At 51.5% G+C, this 18,825-nt stretch carries 18 protein-coding genes and 1 pseudogene; 6 read left to right on the forward strand and 13 right to left on the reverse strand.

Annotated features, from left to right (window positions below; all coding sequences use genetic code 11):
* Positions 1-76: 76 nt before the first annotated feature.
* Positions 77-592, forward strand: coding sequence for a hypothetical protein (locus A3841_RS01000; protein ID WP_139307848.1), 516 nt, complete (start codon positions 77-79; stop codon positions 590-592).
* A gap of 62 nt (positions 593-654) precedes the next feature.
* On the opposite strand, the gene A3841_RS01005 is transcribed toward A3841_RS01000, so the two are convergent.
* From A3841_RS01005 to A3841_RS20150, 5 genes are all read right to left on the reverse strand, one after another.
* Complete coding sequence (locus tag A3841_RS01005) at positions 655-1,467, reverse strand: alpha/beta fold hydrolase (RefSeq protein WP_073850425.1); 813 nt, start codon at positions 1,465-1,467, stop codon at positions 655-657.
* Between the two features lie 186 nt (positions 1,468-1,653).
* Positions 1,654-2,196 (reverse strand): DUF502 domain-containing protein, encoded by a 543-nt coding sequence (locus A3841_RS01010; protein WP_073850659.1) that lies wholly within the window; start codon positions 2,194-2,196, stop codon positions 1,654-1,656.
* 78 nt (positions 2,197-2,274) lie between these two features.
* Positions 2,275-3,168, reverse strand: coding sequence for a 4-hydroxy-3-methylbut-2-enyl diphosphate reductase (locus tag A3841_RS01015; RefSeq protein ID WP_073850426.1), 894 nt, complete (start codon positions 3,166-3,168; stop codon positions 2,275-2,277).
* Between the two features lie 10 nt (positions 3,169-3,178).
* Positions 3,179-3,883 carry a (d)CMP kinase gene (gene cmk / locus A3841_RS01020; RefSeq protein ID WP_073850427.1) on the reverse strand — a complete coding sequence of 235 codons (705 nt, stop codon included), beginning with the start codon at positions 3,881-3,883 and terminating at the stop codon, positions 3,179-3,181.
* A 24-nt stretch (positions 3,884-3,907) separates the two neighbouring features.
* Positions 3,908-4,063, reverse strand: a complete 156-nt coding sequence (locus A3841_RS20150) for a hypothetical protein (RefSeq protein WP_170866121.1) — start codon at positions 4,061-4,063, stop codon at positions 3,908-3,910.
* Positions 4,064-4,152: 89 nt separating this feature from the next.
* On the opposite strand from A3841_RS20150, the gene ade reads away from it, so the two are divergent.
* Positions 4,153-5,793: an adenine deaminase gene (gene ade / locus A3841_RS01025; protein WP_073850428.1), complete on the forward strand. Its 1,641-nt coding sequence runs from the start codon at positions 4,153-4,155 to the stop codon at positions 5,791-5,793.
* A 949-nt stretch (positions 5,794-6,742) separates the two neighbouring features.
* On the opposite strand, the gene A3841_RS01030 is transcribed toward ade, so the two are convergent.
* Complete coding sequence (locus A3841_RS01030) at positions 6,743-7,180, reverse strand: response regulator (protein WP_073850429.1); 438 nt, start codon at positions 7,178-7,180, stop codon at positions 6,743-6,745.
* A 321-nt stretch (positions 7,181-7,501) separates the two neighbouring features.
* Positions 7,502-8,482, reverse strand: a pseudogene (locus A3841_RS01035) (PLP-dependent cysteine synthase family protein); the annotation flags it as partial.
* 267 nt (positions 8,483-8,749) lie between these two features.
* Between A3841_RS01035 and sucD the strand changes: the two are divergent.
* Positions 8,750-9,640 (forward strand): succinate--CoA ligase subunit alpha, encoded by an 891-nt coding sequence (gene sucD, locus A3841_RS01040; RefSeq protein ID WP_073850660.1) that lies wholly within the window; start codon positions 8,750-8,752, stop codon positions 9,638-9,640.
* 354 nt (positions 9,641-9,994) lie between these two features.
* On the opposite strand, the gene A3841_RS01045 is transcribed toward sucD, so the two are convergent.
* The 3 genes from A3841_RS01045 to A3841_RS01055 all read right to left on the reverse strand — a co-directional run bounded on the left by A3841_RS01045 (position 9,995) and on the right by A3841_RS01055 (position 12,552).
* Complete coding sequence (locus tag A3841_RS01045) at positions 9,995-10,492, reverse strand: hypothetical protein (protein ID WP_073850431.1); 498 nt, start codon at positions 10,490-10,492, stop codon at positions 9,995-9,997.
* A 46-nt stretch (positions 10,493-10,538) separates the two neighbouring features.
* Entirely contained in the window at positions 10,539-11,516 is a 978-nt protein-coding gene (locus tag A3841_RS01050; RefSeq protein ID WP_073850432.1) for a Gfo/Idh/MocA family protein, read from the reverse strand.
* Positions 11,517-11,613: 97 nt separating this feature from the next.
* Positions 11,614-12,552, reverse strand: coding sequence for a hydrogen peroxide-inducible genes activator (locus A3841_RS01055; RefSeq protein WP_073850433.1), 939 nt, complete (start codon positions 12,550-12,552; stop codon positions 11,614-11,616).
* Between the two features lie 163 nt (positions 12,553-12,715).
* On the opposite strand from A3841_RS01055, the gene A3841_RS01060 reads away from it, so the two are divergent.
* The 3 genes from A3841_RS01060 (at position 12,716) to A3841_RS01070 (ending at position 14,618) form a co-directional block, all read left to right on the forward strand.
* Positions 12,716-13,189 carry a Dps family protein gene (locus A3841_RS01060; protein WP_073850434.1) on the forward strand — a complete coding sequence of 158 codons (474 nt, stop codon included), beginning with the start codon at positions 12,716-12,718 and terminating at the stop codon, positions 13,187-13,189.
* A gap of 138 nt (positions 13,190-13,327) precedes the next feature.
* On the forward strand, positions 13,328-13,885 hold the full coding sequence (locus A3841_RS01065) for a peroxiredoxin (protein WP_073850435.1): 558 nt from the start codon (positions 13,328-13,330) through the stop codon (positions 13,883-13,885).
* A 145-nt stretch (positions 13,886-14,030) separates the two neighbouring features.
* Entirely contained in the window at positions 14,031-14,618 is a 588-nt protein-coding gene (locus A3841_RS01070) for a carboxymuconolactone decarboxylase family protein (protein WP_073850436.1), read from the forward strand.
* A 336-nt stretch (positions 14,619-14,954) separates the two neighbouring features.
* Here the strand turns inward: A3841_RS01070 and A3841_RS01075 are convergent, their stop codons facing one another.
* The 3 genes from A3841_RS01075 to A3841_RS01085 all read right to left on the reverse strand — a co-directional run bounded on the left by A3841_RS01075 (position 14,955) and on the right by A3841_RS01085 (position 18,783).
* Positions 14,955-16,490, reverse strand: coding sequence for a TlpA family protein disulfide reductase (locus A3841_RS01075; protein ID WP_170866122.1), 1,536 nt, complete (start codon positions 16,488-16,490; stop codon positions 14,955-14,957).
* A gap of 454 nt (positions 16,491-16,944) precedes the next feature.
* Complete coding sequence (locus A3841_RS01080; RefSeq protein ID WP_073850438.1) at positions 16,945-17,382, reverse strand: carboxymuconolactone decarboxylase family protein; 438 nt, start codon at positions 17,380-17,382, stop codon at positions 16,945-16,947.
* Positions 17,383-17,505: 123 nt separating this feature from the next.
* Positions 17,506-18,783, reverse strand: coding sequence for a serine hydrolase domain-containing protein (locus tag A3841_RS01085; RefSeq protein ID WP_073850439.1), 1,278 nt, complete (start codon positions 18,781-18,783; stop codon positions 17,506-17,508).
* Between the last annotated feature and the right edge of the window lie 42 nt (positions 18,784-18,825).

Here is an 18,825-nt window from a genome sequence, read left to right on the forward strand (position 1 = left end):
GTATACTCCTGTAAAGGCACAATGTTTAAGCATCCGGCAGGGCAGGTAAATGGGGAAGTATAAAATATTTTTCGGGATGATAGCAGGGGCTCTGATAACGGTCACGCCCGTCGCGGCACAGGACCCGGACTCGCTGGAAGTACAGCGGCAGGAGCATAACCAGCAGGCTGGCACCGAAAACCTGGAAACCCTGGCACTGCTGCTGCACCAGGCGCTGCAGACCAACAACCCGGAACTGCTGCGCCGGCACTTGGTTGATAAGCGGGTATATGACAAATTGATGCAGCTCGGCACCGCCCCGGTTCGGGAATCGCTCCTGCTCTACTCCCCCACCGATTTGCAGCTGGATTTCCAGCAGGATTTCGGGCAGGTGATGCAGGATGGCGCGACGCTGGAGGTGGACTGGCCCACAACATCCATCAAGGAAACCATCGTCGCCGATACGCCTCCTACCCGCAACGCAGTCATTTTCCCGGCGCAGCTGCACCTGAACTCAAGTTCGGGCCTGCCGTTCCAGGTGCATTTCACCACCGCCCGCCTCGACGGCCGCTATTACCTGCTGCCCCCGCTGCGCCTTTCCGAAGAGCTCTGAACAAGAAGAACACAATCGGACGTTTGCGCCAGGAGAAGCGTTGTTATACTTGTAAGTATACTTTAGTCTGAGTCTGAGGTGCGCTTTTTGTGCAGCAGCTCCGCCACCTCCTGCAGCAGGTGCGAATGGCCTGTTTTAAGGACCACCAGCTCGCCGTTGTGCAGGGCATCCATAAACACAGCCACCCGCTTGGGGGAGATGATTTCGTCATACTCGCCCAGGAACATGATGACCGGCACGTTATACTTGTTGAGCAGCTGCACGATTTGGCGGATGTCGAAATTCAGGTCGCGGAAGCCGATCCAGCTACGGTACACGCGCAGGCGCTTGGGCATGCTGTCCATCTGGTAGTGGGCGAAGCGGATCAGGCTCTTGTGCACCAGGTTATACTTATGCAGCACCCGGAGCATCCCAAAAAAGAACTCCGGCTTTACCACAGTGCGCTTAAAGAGCTGCTGCAGCCAGCCGGGGTAGGTGGCAATGTTGTACCAGAAGCTCGTCTTGATGCCATCCGGCGCGATGAGGAAAAGTTCGCGGATGCGCTCGGGCATGCACTCTACCAGCGTGAGGGCGAACTTGCCGCCCATGCTAAAGCCCATCAGTGAGAACTCCTCTATCCCCCGCTCCTCCAGAAAACGCTCAATAAAGCCCTTTAGAAACTCCTTGGTGAGCGGCATGTCGTGCTTGTGCAGGTGGCTGCGCCCATGAAAGAACAGGTCGAAAGCGTAAATCGTGTAATCGCCGCCCAGCGCTTTCTCCATCGGCAGGTAGTAGCCGCTGCTCTGCCCGTAGCCATGGAAGGCCAGCATAACCCGGCGCCCGTGCCCAATCACACGGTAATGCAGCTTCGATTTATCCTGGATGAGGGAAGGCAAGTGGAGTTAGAAAGTTAGAAGGTTAAAAAGTTAGAAAGTGATGAAAAGTTGTGATTTATACTTCCCCATACTACGCAGCTCATACTTCCTGTCTTATACTCTATGCATTATACTTGAGATTTCAACTTATCGCCCCTTAAGCCCCTGTAACTTTCTAACCTTTTAACCTTCTAACTTTCTAACTTTCTAAAGTTTCGATACGCCGCCGGAGACGATGAACTTCATCACCTCGGAGCTGGGCAGGTCGATATAGGTAACATTTCGTTTGGGCACCAGGAACAGCTCGCCGGAGAAATTGTAGGAGTGCGGAAAGTATACCGCCACTTTGTCTTCCACGTTCAGCTGCAGCAGCACATCCTGCGTCACGAAGCCCAGCTTGTGATTTTCGCAGTCCTCGGACATCTTCACCATCACGGGGCGGTTAAACTTCTGGTTGTCGCCCACAAAGGCGTCGAACAGATCTTTTATACTGGAGTAGATGATGCTTACCAGCGGCACCTTGTGCACCAGCGTCTCCACGGCCACCAGGAAAGGCCGCACAAAAAACGACGAGCCGATAAAGCCCACCAGCGTCAGCAGCAGCACCATCAGCAGAATGCCCAGGCCCGGTATGCCCAGGTCGAAGATACTATCAAGCCAGTCGATGATCCCCACCACGATGAACACGGTGATGGCGATGGGGGCGATGATCAGGAGGCCATTTAAAAAATAGCGGATAAGGGTTCTCATGTTGTTCTGTGCATAAAAAAGGCTTTGCCGAAGCAAAGCCCAAATTAGCAAAAAGCTTTTATAGTGAATTGCTAATATTTATACCTGCTCTGCCTCAAAGGCGCTTATTCCGGCCGCTACCTGCTCCATCAGCCACATGGGCGTGGAGGTAGCCCCGCAAATACCCACGCTACTGGCTGCGTCAAACCACTCGCGCTGCAGTTCCTCCTCGTTCTCGACAAAGTAGCTGTTGGGGTTATGCTGCTTACATACGCTATATAGCGCCTTTCCGTTGGAGCTTTTCTTGCCGCTTACAAACACGATCACGTCGTGCTCGGTGGAGAACCTGGCCAGCTGCGGCTCACGGTTCGACACCTGGCGGCAGATGCTGTCGTTGGCATCAAAGCCCGGCACTATCTTGCTGTCCTGGTTGGCCTGCTGCAGGCGTTCCTCAATCAGCGATTTGATATGGTAAAAGCCCTTGGTGCTCTTGGTGGTCTGGCTGAAAAGGGTAACCGGGCGCGTGAAGTCAATCTTCTCCAGGTCCTCCTCCGTGGTTACGATAATGGCCTCGTCGCGGGTCTGGCCCGCCAGGCCGATCACCTCCGCGTGCCCCACCTGGCCGTAGATCACCACCTGCGCATCCTTGGGCTTACCCGAGTCGAAGGCGTGCTTTACACGGTTCTGCAACTTCAGCACCACCGGGCAGGAGGCATCAATCAGCTCAATGTTATTCTCCAGGGCCAGTTTATAGGTTTCCGGCGGCTCGCCGTGGGCACGAATCAGCACCTTGCAGTCGCGCAGCTCCTTGAGCTGGTCGCGGTCTATGATCCGAAGCCCTTTTTGGTAGAGGCGCTTCACCTCCATGCTGTTATGCACAATGTCGCCGAGGCAGTATAGCTCGTCGCAGGTTTCCATCTCATCCTCGGCCATCTGGATGGCGAACTCTACGCCGAAGCAGTAGCCGGAATTCTTGTCTATGGTTACGTTCATTTCTCTAGCATCAGTTTTGTTGCGCGGCATACTCGTTCCGGAGCAGCTGCGCTGTTGCATGTTCTATCACAAACTCCACCTGCTCATCTATTGTCATGTGCGAGGTGTCGAGCAGGTGCGCGTCCTCCGCCTGGCGAAGCGGGCTCTCGGCGCGCGTCGAGTCGATGTGGTCGCGCTTCAGCAGGTTTTCCCGTATCTCGTCAAAGTTCACCAGTTGCTTCTTGGCCAGCAGCTCGTCCTGGCGGCGCCTGGTGCGGGTATCCACATCGGCGGTCATAAAGATCTTCACCTCCGCGTCCGGGAAAACGGCTGTGCCGATATCGCGGCCATCCATCACCACCCCACGCTTGCGCCCCATCTTCTGCTGCTGGGCCACCATGGCGCGGCGCACTTCCGGTATCACGCTCACCTCGCTCACCATGTCGGAGATGTACATCTTACGGATCTCATCCTCCACGTTCAGGCCGTTCAGGTATACTTCGTTGCGTTTTGTCTTTGGGTTGTAATGAAACTCGATTTCTATCTCATGAAGCGCCTCTTTTATCTCCCTGGGGTTGGTAAGCGAAATATGATGGTTCAGGAAGTGTAGTGTAACCGCCCGGTACATGGCGCCGGTATCTATATAAGCATAACCAAGTTCGGCAGCTACAAGTTTGGCCGTGGTGCTCTTGCCGCATGAGGAGTATCCGTCGAGCGCGATTACGATTTTCTTCATAACAGGGGAATCAAAAAAAAGGGATTAGTTGGAGTCGCAGGGGCAGGGTACGTTGCCGCTTTTGCTTTTCTTCATGTATTTAGCCGTTTTTTTCTGCTGAGGGGTTTTGCCGGAGCAGCCCGCCAGCGTGCCGGTGGCCAGGAAGCCCGCTAATACGATATAGGAAATTAACTTTCTCAAAGCGACTGAATTTGATGCAAATATAAGGTAATTTGCCGGTTTAAGCCCACCTAACAGCGGGCAAATTTAAGTTCTAATCGATACAACCCATGCAAACTGATCATACTGTTTCCGGACACATCATCGACATCCACAACCAGGAGATTTTCCAGGGCACGGTTCATGTGTCAAACGGCCGCATTTCTAAAATAGTTCGTGAGGCCACCTCCGGCACCAATTACATTCTGCCGGGATTTGTGGATGCCCACGTGCACGTGGAGAGCTCTATGCTGGTGCCATCCGAGTTCGCGCGGCTGGCTGTACCGCATGGTACCGTAGCCACCGTATCGGACCCGCACGAGATCGGCAACGTACTGGGGATAAAGGGCGTGGAGTACATGATCGAGAACGGAAAAAAAGTACCATTTAAGTTCTACTTCGGCGCTCCGTCCTGTGTTCCGGCCACGCCTTTCGAAACCGCCGGCGCAGAGATAACGGCCGCCGACATCGAGAAATTATTCCAGCGCGAGGAGGTAAAGTATCTGGCCGAGATGATGAACTGGCCCGGCGTGCTCAGCCGCAACCCGCAGGTGATGGAGAAGATCGAACTGGCCCAAAAGTATGGCAAAGCCGTGGACGGCCACGCGCCCGGGCTGCGGGGCGAGCAGGCAAAGCTGTACGCCTCGGCCGGCATCACCACCGACCACGAGTGCTTCACGGCCGAGGAGGCCCTGGACAAACTGGCCGTGGGCATGAAGATCCTCATCCGCGAGGGCAGCGCCGCGAAGAACTTCGAAGCCCTGATCCCTTTGCTGCCGGAGCACTATCAAAACACCATGTTCTGCTCCGACGATAAGCACCCTGATAACTTAGTGGAGGGCCACATCAACCTGCTGGTAAAACGTGCGCTGGCCAAGGGCAACGATCTGTTTCAGGTGCTGCAGGCGGCCTGCGTGAACCCGGTGGAGCATTACAAACTGGAGGTAGGCCTGTTGCGCGAGGGCGATGAAGCCGATTTTATACTTATCGACAACCTAGACAGCTTTAACGTGCTGGCTACTTACATCAACGGCGAACGGGTGGCGGAGAACGGCAGATCCAACATACCCTTCACACCGGGCGAGGAGATCAACAACTTTGACACGGACGCGAAGGTGGCGCAGCAGTTTGAGGTGCCGGTTGGCGACGCGACCAAGATCCGGGTGATTGAAGCCTTTGACGGGCAGCTGATCACCAGGCAAGTATGGGCGACGCCGCGCGTGGAGAATGGATTTATACTTTCGGACGTGGCGCAGGATGTGCTCAAGATCGCCGTGGTGAACCGCTACCAGAACGCCCTCCCGGCTGTGGCCTTTATCAAGAATGTGGGGTTGAAAGAAGGTGCCATCGCCTCCTCTGTGGGCCACGACTCGCACAACATCATCGCTGTGGGGGTGGATGACGAAAGTATAGCCCGGGCTGTGAATCTGATCATCGGGGCAAAGGGCGGTGTGGCTGCTGTGCGGAAGAATGAGGAGCAACTGCTGCCGCTGCCGGTGGCCGGCATCATGTCGGCCCAGGACGGGTACAAGGTGGCGGAGGCCTACGCGGCCATAGACCGTATGAGCAAGGAAATGGGCAGCACGCTGGCCTCGCCCTTCATGACGCTCTCGTTTATGGCCCTGCTCGTTATCCCCTCGCTCAAGCTCAGCGACCAGGGACTTTTCGATGGCGACACGTTCCAGTTCGTGCCGGTGGCGGAGAAAGTTTAGAGTTTAGGAGTTAGAGCGTTTGAGAGCTGGAGGGTTGTAAAGAAGTAATGCCCTCACTCGCTTTTGACGGGTGTGCGGCAGCCAGTAGCGTTCCGCTATAAGTATAAGTATAAGTATAAGTTTACTTTAAAACCACATCTGCCCCCTCTGCTTCACCCCTCCCCAACCCTCCCCTTTTATAGAGGGCCCCTACCCCCAGAACAGGGGAGGGAGTTCTGCAGTACCGGGTCCAACCACCCCAGCCCCTCCTTATCCAAGGAGGGGAGCCTGTATTTACTTTTGCCAAAGTATAAGTTTCATAGGCGCTGTCCTCGCGCGGACAGGTCGCGACCTGTCCCTACAAAGTATAAACCTGCCCCTCCTGGGAGGGGGATTTATACTTGTTGTATCGCTAAAGCCGCAGCTATCGAATGATACCCAGTCCTTGGGTTGAGCGCCTATGCGAGTTTTTCCGGTGCCGAACGCCAGTGAGGCATTGCGACGCAGGAGCAAAGGAAAAGCTCCCAGCGCGATGCGGGAAGACGAGCCCTCTCGGGCTTGAGAGCACCAAAGCAGGAAATACAACGGTAGGTATGTAAGTCTGGAGGATGAACGGAAGCTAGAAAGGATAGCTTGTGTCAAGCGGAAGGAAGCGGCGGCTATGGAAGTATGGCCCAATTATAAAGTATAAACCAGCAAGTATAAAAAGGCACAAGCGGACGCTTGCGCCGGGGAGGGTGTAAGTATAAACTAAAGTATAGCCGAAGTATAAAGTATGGCTTTCCAAGCCAGTCAAGTCACAGACTCGACATGATAGTAAGACACAAGCCTGAAGATTTGCGCCAGACGAAATGGCCAGGGACCAGGTTTAAGTTTATACTTCCGCAAACGTCGCAACGTGAGGTATAAAGTATAAAAAGAGGCGGGCGCTCCCAAGGGAACGCCCGCCTCTTTTTATACTTGTACTTTGCTATGCTTCTTTCTTGTTCCCCTCGAAATGCTTTTTCAGCAGGTTGCTCACCTTCTCGGCGGTCAGGGGCTTGATGAGGTACTCGGCGTTATACTTCTGTGAGTTGGCGGTGTCCTGCGGGTGTGTGGAGGTAGTCAGCACCACCATCATGATCCGCTGCCTGAACTCGGGGTTCAGGCGCTCGTAGAGGTCCAGCATCTCGAAACCATCCATCACCGGCATGTTGATGTCCAGGAAGATCAGCTCGGGCTTAAAGTACTCGTCGCTTTCCTCCTCGTAATTGTTGTTGCTCACGTTGTACAGGTAATCGAATGCCTGCTTGCCGTTCACGAAAGTACGGATGTGCTTTGCAACCTCCATCCTGTCGAGCAGCCGCTGGTTCAGGAAATTGGTCGTGTCGTCGTCATCAATAAGTAAGATTCCTGACAATTTTCTCATAGTATTCTATTCACTCGTAAGCGCAGGGGCCGGGAAATAATCCCGGGTCTATTGCAAATGTATGTAAACTTTAATTAACTGGACAATTAAAAGCGCCCAAATTATCTGCCTCTTCCCTTCCTTACCCCCTGATACTTAGGTAAAAGGTTGGCTTCAAAAGGATAAGCGCTTTAAGTGCCTGTTTGTTTACCAACACAGCCAGTTTCCATGCTCGACGCTTGACTTATACTCTAAAAGGCGCCCGATGTTGCCCTAATGAGGGAAATACAAAGGCCCGGCAAAGTGCCGGGCCTCCGTTATACTTTAGCTAAAAAAGATCTAGTCAATGTAGCCTTGCTGGCGCATCCAGTCGTCGTTGTAGACCTTGCCCAGGTAGCGGGTGCCGTGGTCTGGCAGCAGCACCACCATCACATCGCCCTCCTTCAGGTGCTCCTTGGCGTACTCCAACGCACCATATACCGCCGAGCCACTCGACCAGCCTACAAACAGGCCTTCCTCGCGGGCCAGGCGGCGCGTCATCACGGCACCGTCCTTATCGGTTACTTTAATAAAGGTGTCGATCAGGTCGAAGTCCACGTTCTTGGGCAGGATGTCCTCGCCGATGCCTTCCGTGGCGTAGGCGTAGATCTCGTTCTCGTCAAAAATGCCTGTTTCTTTATACTTCTTGAACACCGAGCCATAGGTATCGATACCCACTGTTACGATGTTCGGGTTCTGCTCTTTCAGGTACTTGGAGACGCCGGAGATGGTGCCGCCCGTGCCTACGCCGGCAGCCCAGTGCGTAATTTTGCCCTCGGTCTGCTCCCAGATCTCAGGGCCGGTGGTTTCGTAGTGCGCCGCCGTGTTCGACATGTTGTCGTACTGGTTGGGGTAAAAAGAGTTTGGGATCTCCTCGTTCAGGCGCTTGGCCACCGAGTAGTAGGAGTCCGGATGGTCGGGGGCCACGTTGGTAGGGCAAACCACCACCTCGGCGCCCAAAGCGCGCAGCACGTCCATCTTCTCCTTGCTCTGCTTATCCGACAGGGTAAAGATACACTTATAGCCTTTGGCGATGGCCACCAGCGCCAGTCCCATGCCCGTGTTACCGGAGGTTCCCTCGATGATGGTGCCACCTGGTTTCAGGATACCGGCCTTCTCCGCGTCCTCGATCATTCTGATCGCCATGCGGTCTTTAACCGAGTTGCCCGGGTTGGCGTACTCTACTTTAGCGAGCACGGTGCCTTTTATACCTTCGGTTACGTTGTTGAGCTTTACAAGCGGGGTGTTACCGATCGCTTCGGTAATATGATTCAGATATGCCATCTGTTCTGTTTTTGGATTTAGGTGCAAATATAAAGAAAATAAGCCATACCATTGCCCTGCACACGCAATGGCAGGCACGGCGGCTCCCGGAAAAAAACGCGCATCCGCGGCACCGGGCCTCGCCACTTGATAACCCCGCAGAAGGGCCTGAGGTTCCGGCGCAAAGCCTATATTAGGGGTAACTATTTTTTGCAAGCGCCGCAAAAAAGCCTATTTTTGCACAACCTTATCGTAGTACCGTCTATACACAACCTAAATAAGATACACATGAGTGTTTTAGTAAATAAAGATTCGAAAGTGATTGTGCAGGGCTTCACCGGCTCGGAAGGCTCTTTCCACGCATCACAGATGATTGAGTACGGCACAAACGTAGTTGGTGGTGTTACTCCGGGCAAAGGTGGCAACAACCACCTGGAGCTGCCGGTTTTCAACACAGTGGAAGAGGCTGTGAAGAAGACAGGAGCCGACGTGTCAATCATCTTCGTTCCACCGGCTTTCGCTGCCGACGCCATTATGGAGGCCGCCGCTGCCGGTATTAAAGTTATCGTGTGCATTACAGAGGGTATTCCTGTGAAAGACATGGTAGCCGCTAAAAACTACCTGAAAGGCAAAGACGTGACGCTGATCGGACCTAACTGCCCGGGTGTGATCACGCCAGGCGAGGCGAAGGTTGGCATTATGCCGGGCTTCGTGTTCAAGCCAGGCCGCATCGGTATCGTTTCCAAGTCCGGTACGTTAACATATGAGGCCGCTGACCAGATCGTGAAGGCTGGCCTGGGCATTTCTACCGCTATCGGTATCGGTGGTGACCCGATCATCGGAACGCCTACCAAAGACGCGGTTCAGTTGCTGATGGAAGACCCTGAGACGGATGCGATCGTGATGATCGGTGAAATTGGCGGTAACTACGAGGCCATGGCTGCCCAGTACATCAGCGAAACAGGCAACAAGAAGCCGGTGGTTGGCTTCATCGCAGGCCAGACGGCTCCGGCTGGTCGCAGAATGGGCCACGCGGGCGCTATCGTGGGTGGTGCTGACGATACGGCTGCCGCTAAAATGAAGATCATGCGCGAGAACGGCATCCACGTGGTGGAGTCTCCTGCCGAGATCGGCGACGCGATGGTTAAAGCCCTGCAAGAGGCCGGCATTAACGCATAGTCATACTTAGAAAGTATAGTCTAAAGTATAAAACGAGGCTGCTCTTAAACGGGCAGCCTCGTTTTTGTTTATGGTTCGGCAGGATTATAAAGTATGGGGAGCAGGGATAGAGCGTACTGTCCCGTTAAGAAGACGATTCTTCCAAATCTCAGCCTAACCTACTCCATCCTACCCTCGCTCGCCTCTGGCGAGTGTGAGCTACCTGGTGGCGTCCCGCCACGTATCCTCAAAACCTGAAGCGGCCAGAGGCCGCCCCATAACGCACACTCGCCGGAGGCGAGCGAGGGCAAGCGTGCTAAATTCGCTGGTTATAGCGCGAGCGTCCACGCTCGAGGACCTTTGGAGTAGCTTGATTTATACTTGCTGATGCGCTTTACATAGCTCAAGTATAAACTTACTGTTTGGGGTGATGTGCACCCATACTTTATCCCCTACATCAAACCTGTTATATACCTCTTCCCTAACATTTAATTTCTTGTCATCAACTGACAAGGTATACTTGATTAAATGAGGCTGTGAGGTTGCATCAGCAGCAGGATTACCGTGCCATCCCCAATTGGTTATGGCTTCCTTTGCTGTTACATGAGCTCTATAAGTATACTTTACCCCAGTTACCAGGTCTTTCAAATGATCTTTAGTGGAGTAGTAAAGAAACCCAATAAACCCTGCAACAGACACAAGAACAGCAGATAAGATGATGAAGGGTGTCTGCTGTTTCATTGAAAGGAATAAAACTACTGCTGCAGTTACAAGCAACATGACTATTCCAACAAGCGCATTGCTTATTAGAATCTGCTTTAGTTCGAGCCATACTTTGTTTCTGTCAGCGCTGCTCAACTTTTCTTCTTGCATACGTGAGGTGGTTTGTGCAATACTCGCAGGAGGCGAGCAAAGTCTCTTAGTTTCTCCCCACCATCTGGTCCATCACCCAAGACGTGCGCGCGGCAGAGGCGGCAGAACCGGGGCATTTCCCTTTACCGGTTAGCTCTTCCACAATAGACTGGATAAAGGGCTGCTGCACGTGCTGCGGTAACGGAAGCAGAAACTCGTCGGTGCCAGCTGCTGTCTCCAGAAGTATGGGCTTGCGGGCAAACGTGGGGAAAGTGATGCGGCCTGCGCTGCCGACAATCTCTATAAGATCGGCCTGCTGCTGTTCGGCCACACTGAAGCACCACAAGCCGCTGCCCAGCACACCGCTCTCGAACCTGAACTGCGCGGTTACCATATCCTCTGCATCGTATAAGCCGGCCTGGTTAGCTATTTGCCCGGAGGCCGACACGATTGGCCCAAGTATAAAATCCAGGATATCGAGCTGGTGCGGGGCCAGGTCGTGGAACAGGCCTCCGCCCGAGATCTCCGGCTGCACGCGCCACGGCAGGTCGTCCCCGTACATTTTTGGCTGCAGCGGCTGGCATAGCTTTATACTTACAAAACGGACATCCCCAATCGCCTTTTGCTCCAGCAGCTCCTTTACCTTTAGGAAGGGGGCCTGGCTACGGCGGTAAAAGGCCACGAAAAGCGGCACATCCGCCTGCTTACAGGCCATAATCATCTCCTGACACTGCGCATGGTTCAGCGCCATGGGTTTCTCTACATACACTGGTTTGCCGGCGGCGGCCACCTGCAAAGTATAAGCCGCATGCGAGTCGGGGGGCGTGGCAATGTATACCGCGTCTACCTCCGGGTCATGTATCAGTTCCTCGGCCTTGTCATACCATTTGGGTACGCCGTGGCGCTCGGCATAGTCGCGTGCCTTGGCACCATCGCGGCGCATCACGGCCACCAGTTCAGAGTTTTCGATCTTGTTAAAGGCCGGACCACTTTTCACTTCCGTCACGTCGCCGCAACCGATAATTCCCCACCTTACTTTTTGCATCGTTTTATACTTTTAGACTCTGTGATTTTAACACCGCGTTGCGCAAATGGCCTGGCTTCGTTAGCTTCGGACAGGTCGCGACCTGTCCCTATAAACTTTACTTTATGGCCACCACCTTTGCCTTCTCGCGGTTTTTTATACTTGCCGGAATACAGTTCAGGATCTCCTGGCGCAGGGCCTCGATCAGCTTTTTCTTCAGGAAGCTGCGGTGCACCACCAGGCTCACCTCGCGCAGCGGCTGCGGCTCCTCAAACGTGCGCACCAGCTTTCGCTTCTCCTCCGGCATCTCCAGCACCGACAGCTCCGGCAGCAGGGTCAGGCCGTGCTGCGTCTCCACAATGCGTCTCAGGGTTTCCAGTGATCCGCTCTTGTAGTCGAGGTGGCTGCCCGGATCGGCGCTGCCGCCGCGGTTGCAGATATTAAGCACCTGGCTCCGGAAGCAGTGGCCCTCGTTCAGCACCCAAAGCGAGCTCAGGTCCAGCTCATCGGCGGCAATGCGGGACTGTTGCGCCAGCGGGTGTTTGGGGTTGATATAAGCCACAAAGGCCTCGTAGAACAGCGGCAGCTCCTTTATACTTTTAGTAGCCAGCGGCGTTACCAGCAGGCCCACGTCCAGCAACTCGTGGTTCAGCTTCTCCACGATCTCATCCGTCAGCAGCTCCTGCACCACCACGCGTACCTGCGGGTGTTTCTCCAGAAAGCTGGTAATAAACAGCGGGATCAGGTATGGGGCCAGCGTCGGGATAACGCCGATGCGGAGCTCACCGCTAAGTTCCAGCTTCTGGTTCTGCACCAGTTCCTGTATCTTCTTGCTCTCGGCCAGCACCACGCGCGCCTGTGCGATGATCTCCTTGCCCAGTTCGGTGGGCCGCACGGGCACGCGGCTACGGTCGAACAGCTGCACGCCCAGCTCCTCCTCCAGCTTCTGCAGCTGCATACTTAGCGTGGGCTGGGTTACAAAGCAATTCTCTGCGGCAGTGGCAAAGTGGCGATACGTATCCACGGCCACCAGGTATTCTAACTGTACTAAAGTCATTTCTCAAGATAAGAATAATCCATACTTCATGGGCTCTACCCCTTGCAAAGATATCTTATAGACTTTGCCTATCAAAGTATAAGTATAATCAATTTGATATATATTTTAATATAGATGACCTTTGTATCAACATAAAAGCGAAACACAACACAAAGTATAAAACATGGAAAAACTATCGAATATCGGACTACAGAAAGAAGACAGCAAGCAGGTGGCGGAAAAGCTGAACGAGCTGCTGGCGAACTATCATGTATACTACCAGAACCTGCGCGGCTTCCACTGGAACATCAAAGGCGTGTACTTCTTCCAGCTGCACGACAAGTTTGAGGAGCTCTACAACACCGCCCTCGGCAGGATAGATGCCATTGCCGAGCGCATCCTGACCATCGGCCAGCAGCCGCTCCATACTTTCTCGGAGTACCTGCGCCTGTCAAGTATAAAGGAGGCCACTAACCTGAGCGAAGGCAAGGAGACCGTCACCACCACGCACCAGAACCTGAGCACCCTGCTGGACCTGGAGCGCGACATCCTGAAACTGGCCGCTGAGACCGGCGACGAAGGCACCGTAAGCCTGATCAGCGAGGACATCCACGAGAACGAGAAAACGCTCTGGATGCTGAAGGCTTTCCTGAGCTAAAATCTAGACATAAGACTCAAGACACAGGACATAAGACTTAATGAAAGTATGAGCTGACCTGACAGCCATACTTCATCATTACTCATTATCCATTACTGATTAATCATTATCCATTACTCACTATTCATTAATAAAGAAATGACTGAAAATAGAATTTTATCCGTTGGTTCGGTTTTCCCGGAATTTAAGAAGCAAGCTGTTGTATCGATAGAAAAAGGCAAGGAATTTTACGAAATCTCCAGCGACACGCACCGTCACAACGACCAGTGGATGGTGATGTTCTGGTGGCCGAAGGATTTCACGTTCGTGTGCCCTACCGAGATTGCCGAATTCAACAAGAACTACGATGAGTTCCGCGACCGCGACGCTGTGCTGATCGGCGCCTCTACTGACTCGGAGTTTGTGCACGCCGCCTGGCGCCGTGACCACGAAGACCTGCGCGAGTTGCGTTTCCCGATGCTGGCCGACACGTCTAAGTCGCTGGCGGAGGAGCTGGGCATTCTGCAGGCCGAGGAAAAAGTGGCCTACCGCGCCACCTACATCGTGGACCCGCAGGGCATCATCCGCTGGGTGAGCCTGAACGACCTGAACGTGGGCCGCAACGTGGCCGAGGTGCTGCGCGTACTCGACGCGCTGCAAACCGATGAACTTTGCCCTTGCAACTGGCAGAAAGGCGAGGAAACCATCGAAGCCTAATCTTCGCGCGCACGGCGCATTTTACATATAGTTTATTTAGACACAAGTATGGCGCGGCAGCCGGAGTCATCTCCTGTTGCCCGGCTGCCCGCTGCCATACTTATACTTTAGTTTTGAATCCAACCAAACTGAAACCACGCTAATCATGCTTACTGCAACACAAGAAACCAAGATAGATTTATTGAAAGACCTGGGCCTGCCGGAGGAAAGCACCTACCCGGCCCTGGAGAAACTGACTGAAACCGAATCGCGCTACCTCCGCGACCTGCGCGTGAACCTGAAAAGCGCCCTAGGCGGCGAAGCCTTAAGTATAAAAGAGGCGTACCTGCTAGCCTTGTCGGCGGCGGCCAATGAGGAGAACGAAGCACTGGTAAAAGCTTTTGAAGCGAAGGCGCTGGAAAATGGCGCTGAGCTGGGTGAAGTAGCCGAAGCCATCGCCTGTGCCTCTCTGCTGGCCACCAACAACATCCTCTACCGCTTCCGTCACTTCGCTGGCAAGGAGGAGTACGAGCAGCAGCCTGCCCGCATCAAAATGAACATTATGATGAAGCCGGTGCTGGGCAAAGAGTTCTTCGAGCTGATGAGCCTGGCCATCTCGGCTATCAACGGCTGCGAGCGCTGCGTTACTTCCCACGAGGCCTCTGTGATGCAGCTGGGCACCAAGGAGCCGCGCATTTTTGATGCGATCCGCGTGGCCGCCGTGGTAGTCGGCCTGAGCAAGATTATCAAATAGTATCCCTAAAGCTAAGTTAAGTATAAAGCCCCTGCAGTTTCTGTGGGGGCTTTTTTTATTAGTAAACGGTCTTGCAGGTTTAAGAATTTGTGAAATTACTTTTAGAAACTCTGTCAGTCCGCATTAAATTAGTAAAAGATGATGAAGAAAGGACAAGCACTTCACTCGCAATTTTTTAAACCTGCTGTTTAAGGTGTTACGGTTACTATCCTTGGGACAAGTAGGTCCCTATATCCTTTTGGTCAGCAATTTATGAATTTGATTCGGTGAGTTTTTAATGACTTTCGTCCTTTACCGAATTCTGGACAGCTGCAATTCCAGAAAGAATTGCTCTTTTTACAACAGGCCGTTAATCATCCCTTTCACTTCGTCTTTTCCAGGAAAGGACGTAAATTTATTGATGAGCACACCCTCTTTGTTGTATAGCAGATAGGACGGAACAGCCTCGAATTCAAACTGGTCCATGACGTGTTCCCACTGAGCGCCTGTCAGGTAATAATGTTCACTGCCAATTCCCTTGATTTTCTCTTCCCACCGCTTTCGGGGAGAAGAACCGTTTGTCAGGTACACAAAGGCAACCTCCTTACCGTGAAATTCGCCCTTTGTACTTTTGAATTCATTCATTGCTTCCAGGCAGGGAGCACACCATGTTGCCCAAAAGTCAATAAATACAACCTTGTTTTGATGTTTAGCGACAATTGTTTCCATAACTTTATCGGCCGGAACGGATGAGATGTCAATGACAACAGCAGGGGATATGAATTTGTCTAATGCAACAACCTGCTGGTTTTTCCGAAACAGTATCTTGGCTATTTCCCCGTTTTTCCAATACGCTGCTATATGCTCTTTCTGCTTTTCGGATAGCGGCCTTACTTCTTCATTTAGCTGTCTGGCATAAGCATTGGCTGCTAAAACATCGTAGTAGGGGCCACTGTCAAATCCGACCAGATCCGATAAGATAACCTTCACACTTGCCAGCCAAGAGGGAATGTCGCTTTCTCCTATCTCAGGAAGACCCAATATTTCATTTTGGAGAATCTCTTTTTGAAATTCCGAAAATGTAAAGCCTTGCAGATATTGGGGATCATTGAGCTTAAAATCCTTCAGGAAACGATAATAGGATCTGTCAATCTTTTGCAGCTCAGGTTTAGTGCTCCTATCGCCAGTTATGCTTCTATAATTAAGATTCATCTGATCTTCATAATCGAAGACATGCCCTACATGCATAAATAAACGGAAATCCTTAGACAGAACTTCTTTTAATTCATTCGACAGTAATGTATCCTTATTTAAAATCTCTAATTTTTCTGATACAGCAGTCTTAACGTGATTCAGAAAATAGTCTGTGCTTTTGTCATACATAGGTTTTGGTTCCCTACTTGGCCTATGCGAAAACATTTTACGCATAACCTCTGGGCCCTGGATCATATCATTTTCAGTCATAGTAGCAGGCGTAACGCTAACATGCTCGATATCAAAATCCGAATTATAAGCAATGTCGAGGTTGGTAACACCACCACTTGTCAATTTAGCATAAAGTGACTTGTAAGGATTTAAGCTTGTTCTTAAGCCAACCAAAGCAACAGCTGTTTCAACATCAACATCAACAGAAAACTTCCCTGACTCATCAACGAGTGCTTTATATTGACTATACTCTCCTGAAATTGGACGTGGAACAGTGATAGTTACATAAATGCTGTCCATGCTTTTATTGTTCGGACTTGTTACGCTGCCTGTTATTGTAGCTGTACCTGCTTCTATAGTTGTTGTATCTGCTTCCGTAGCAGTTGTATCTGTTACCGTACTAACAGACTGGTTACAGGCTAACAAGAACAAAAGGCTGAATATGCCAAAGAGGTATAATTTCATCATTTTAGTCATAGCTTTTAATTTAAATTAAGCAGCCCTTTCTCCAAGTTTTGCTAAAATTCAGTGTTCTGTCGGTAAATTTTATAATTGCTATATACTAATCAGCAGGAATACCTTATAACAATTAATTTATAAACGGAACCAATTCCTGTTAGCTGGCTACCGGTGGTGGTATAAATGGAATCGTACTATTGAATATACTATATACAGAAATTTATATAAATTTAAAAGGTCCTCCTAATATTTGATTTATACTTGCTGCGTTGTGTCCCTTCAAGTATAGCCAAAACAAAACTGCCTGCCACAGATGCGGCAGGCGGTTCAACCTTATTTAATATCAAACTTATACTTTGATGGTGCGCAACACACAACCAACCTGATTGGCGCAGCACTGGTTTAGCCCATCGATTGACACGGTCTCCCCGCTAGTAAGTATACGGTAGTAATACCCGTGATTTTAGGAGAAAGACGTTTTGGAACTGATGGCAACCCGGTTCCAGGCGTTGATCGTCACGACCAGCATGATGAGCCGGGCAATGTAGGTTTCGTCAAACAGCGCGGCTGCTCTCTGGTACGTCTCTTCAGACAGCCCCTGCTGGTGGATCAGGGTCACTTCTTCTGTGATGGCCAGGACAACTTTCTCCTCTTCCGAATACAACGGCGCCTCCCGCCAGGCATTCAGCAGGAAGATGCGCTGGTTTGTCTCCCCTTTCTTAAGAGCTTCCTTGGTGTGCATGTCAATACAAAAGGCACAGCCGTTCAGCTGCGAAGCGCGGATCTTGATCAGGTTTCTGTGCGTAGACGTTATATCCGTCGACTGCAGGTAATTCTCTAACGCATACAGGGCTTTGTACGCCTGCGGCTCTGCCTGGCTAATGTTAACTCGCTTTTTCATAGTAGGTGTTTATAAATGAAACTGACACAAAGGTAGGCAATAAGGAAAGGGGGGAAATTAGATTGGTACAAGCATGCTTCCTGCCCCTTATTTTACTCTGGAGTTCGGAGCCTGTTACCGTCCTTATACTTCCCTGGTTAAAATAGCGAGCAACCTGCATAAATATGCATTTTCCGTTTCAAAGTCTTTCTGTAGGTTCCATTCCTGCAAAATAACGGCTACAACTTTCTCTTCGGGCAGGATCAGGATGTGTTGGCCCCCTTTTCCTCTCGCTGTGTATACAGGTTTTCCATTGTAGTTTAACAACCACCAGGAGTAGCCATACCCGGTTTCCTGGTAGCAGCCTAAGGTCCGGAATGCTTTACTTTCAGATGTATAGTTAGTGAAACTCTTCTCCACCCACGCAGCATCCAGAATTTGCACCCCGTTGACTCTTCCTTTGTTAAGGTATAATTCCCCGAACCGGGCAAGGTCTCTTGCCGTGAAATAAGACTCATCTCCGCCAGCGTAGTAGCCATCCACCTTTCGCCAGAAGCCACACTGGATACCAAGTGGTTTGAACAGCTTTTCCCGGGCAAACTCCTTTGTGGTGGTGTTAGAAGCCTTTGTAATCATGGCGGAAAGGAGCATCTGTGAGCCTGTGTAATACTTGAACTCCTGCCCTATCTTACCTTCAGACACCCCTTCGTTTACAAGCGCCTGCTCAACATTTTGTGGCCCGTCCCAACCGGTAAACCCACCCCGCATGGACAGCAAATGGGCTATGGTTAATTTATACTTTGAATTTCCAGGGATCATTCCCTGGTGCTCTGAAAAGAAGGGTATCACCAAGTCGTCTTCTGATTTGAAGTAGCCCTCCTGAATCGATAAGCCGGTGAGCGCAGAAGTGATGCTTTTGGTAACCGAGTGGACATTAAATGCGCTAAACCTGGTAGCTCCTTTCTGATACTTCTCTATCACTAACTTGCCATCTTTGACCACTATCAACCCCCTTAACCTTTCCCAGCCTTCAATTTCCTTAAGATATTGCTTTATCTCTTCCTGATCATATCCTGCACTTCCGGGCGTGGCGGTTTGCCATTTGTAAGGCTCATGGATGACTTCAAAAGACTGTGACGCAGTAAAGGGCAGCGATAGGTTGAGTGGATGCCATTCAAAGAAGTAGTTCATAGCGTTCACCACCAGCAAAATAGTAGCTGCCGATGCAAGCCCAAGTGCTGCTTTGTGTTGGCGATGCTTGCGCCGGATTAAAAGTATAGCGGTAAGCAGCAGGACAAGCACCACCAAGATGTACTCGATGGCATTAGGATAGGGTAGATAAAAGTAGTCGTCTTTTATTTTGTAGGAGATAGCGATGCAGAACCCGGTAAGGAGAGAAAAGATAATGTAGAGCTTTTTCATTTAGTTAGGGATTACCTGCAACGGTGTTTGGCTATGAGGTGG

The organism is Pontibacter flavimaris (assembly GCF_001907195.1).
GTDB classification, from domain to species: Bacteria; Bacteroidota; Bacteroidia; order Cytophagales; family Hymenobacteraceae; genus Pontibacter; species Pontibacter flavimaris.

Excerpts from the sequence above, each read along its gene's own strand:
- A3841_RS01000 (WP_139307848.1), top strand. The coding sequence starts at position 77 with ATGATAGCAGGGGCTCTGATAACGGTCACGCCCGTCGCGGCACAGGAC.
- A3841_RS01010 (WP_073850659.1), bottom strand. The coding sequence starts at position 2,196 with ATGAGAACCCTTATCCGCTATTTTTTAAATGGCCTCCTGATCATCGCC.
- A3841_RS01015 (WP_073850426.1), bottom strand. The coding sequence starts at position 3,168 with ATGAACGTAACCATAGACAAGAATTCCGGCTACTGCTTCGGCGTAGAG.
- cmk (WP_073850427.1), bottom strand. The coding sequence starts at position 3,883 with ATGAAGAAAATCGTAATCGCGCTCGACGGATACTCCTCATGCGGCAAG.
- ade (WP_073850428.1), top strand. The coding sequence starts at position 4,153 with ATGCAAACTGATCATACTGTTTCCGGACACATCATCGACATCCACAAC.
- A3841_RS01030 (WP_073850429.1), bottom strand. The coding sequence starts at position 7,180 with ATGAGAAAATTGTCAGGAATCTTACTTATTGATGACGACGACACGACC.
- sucD (WP_073850660.1), top strand. The coding sequence starts at position 8,750 with ATGAGTGTTTTAGTAAATAAAGATTCGAAAGTGATTGTGCAGGGCTTC.
- A3841_RS01045 (WP_073850431.1), bottom strand. The coding sequence starts at position 10,492 with ATGCAAGAAGAAAAGTTGAGCAGCGCTGACAGAAACAAAGTATGGCTC.
- A3841_RS01050 (WP_073850432.1), bottom strand. The coding sequence starts at position 11,516 with ATGCAAAAAGTAAGGTGGGGAATTATCGGTTGCGGCGACGTGACGGAA.
- A3841_RS01055 (WP_073850433.1), bottom strand. The coding sequence starts at position 12,552 with ATGACTTTAGTACAGTTAGAATACCTGGTGGCCGTGGATACGTATCGC.
- A3841_RS01060 (WP_073850434.1), top strand. The coding sequence starts at position 12,716 with ATGGAAAAACTATCGAATATCGGACTACAGAAAGAAGACAGCAAGCAG.
- A3841_RS01065 (WP_073850435.1), top strand. The coding sequence starts at position 13,328 with ATGACTGAAAATAGAATTTTATCCGTTGGTTCGGTTTTCCCGGAATTT.
- A3841_RS01070 (WP_073850436.1), top strand. The coding sequence starts at position 14,031 with ATGCTTACTGCAACACAAGAAACCAAGATAGATTTATTGAAAGACCTG.
- A3841_RS01075 (WP_170866122.1), bottom strand. The coding sequence starts at position 16,490 with ATGATGAAATTATACCTCTTTGGCATATTCAGCCTTTTGTTCTTGTTA.
- A3841_RS01080 (WP_073850438.1), bottom strand. The coding sequence starts at position 17,382 with ATGAAAAAGCGAGTTAACATTAGCCAGGCAGAGCCGCAGGCGTACAAA.
- A3841_RS01085 (WP_073850439.1), bottom strand. The coding sequence starts at position 18,783 with ATGAAAAAGCTCTACATTATCTTTTCTCTCCTTACCGGGTTCTGCATC.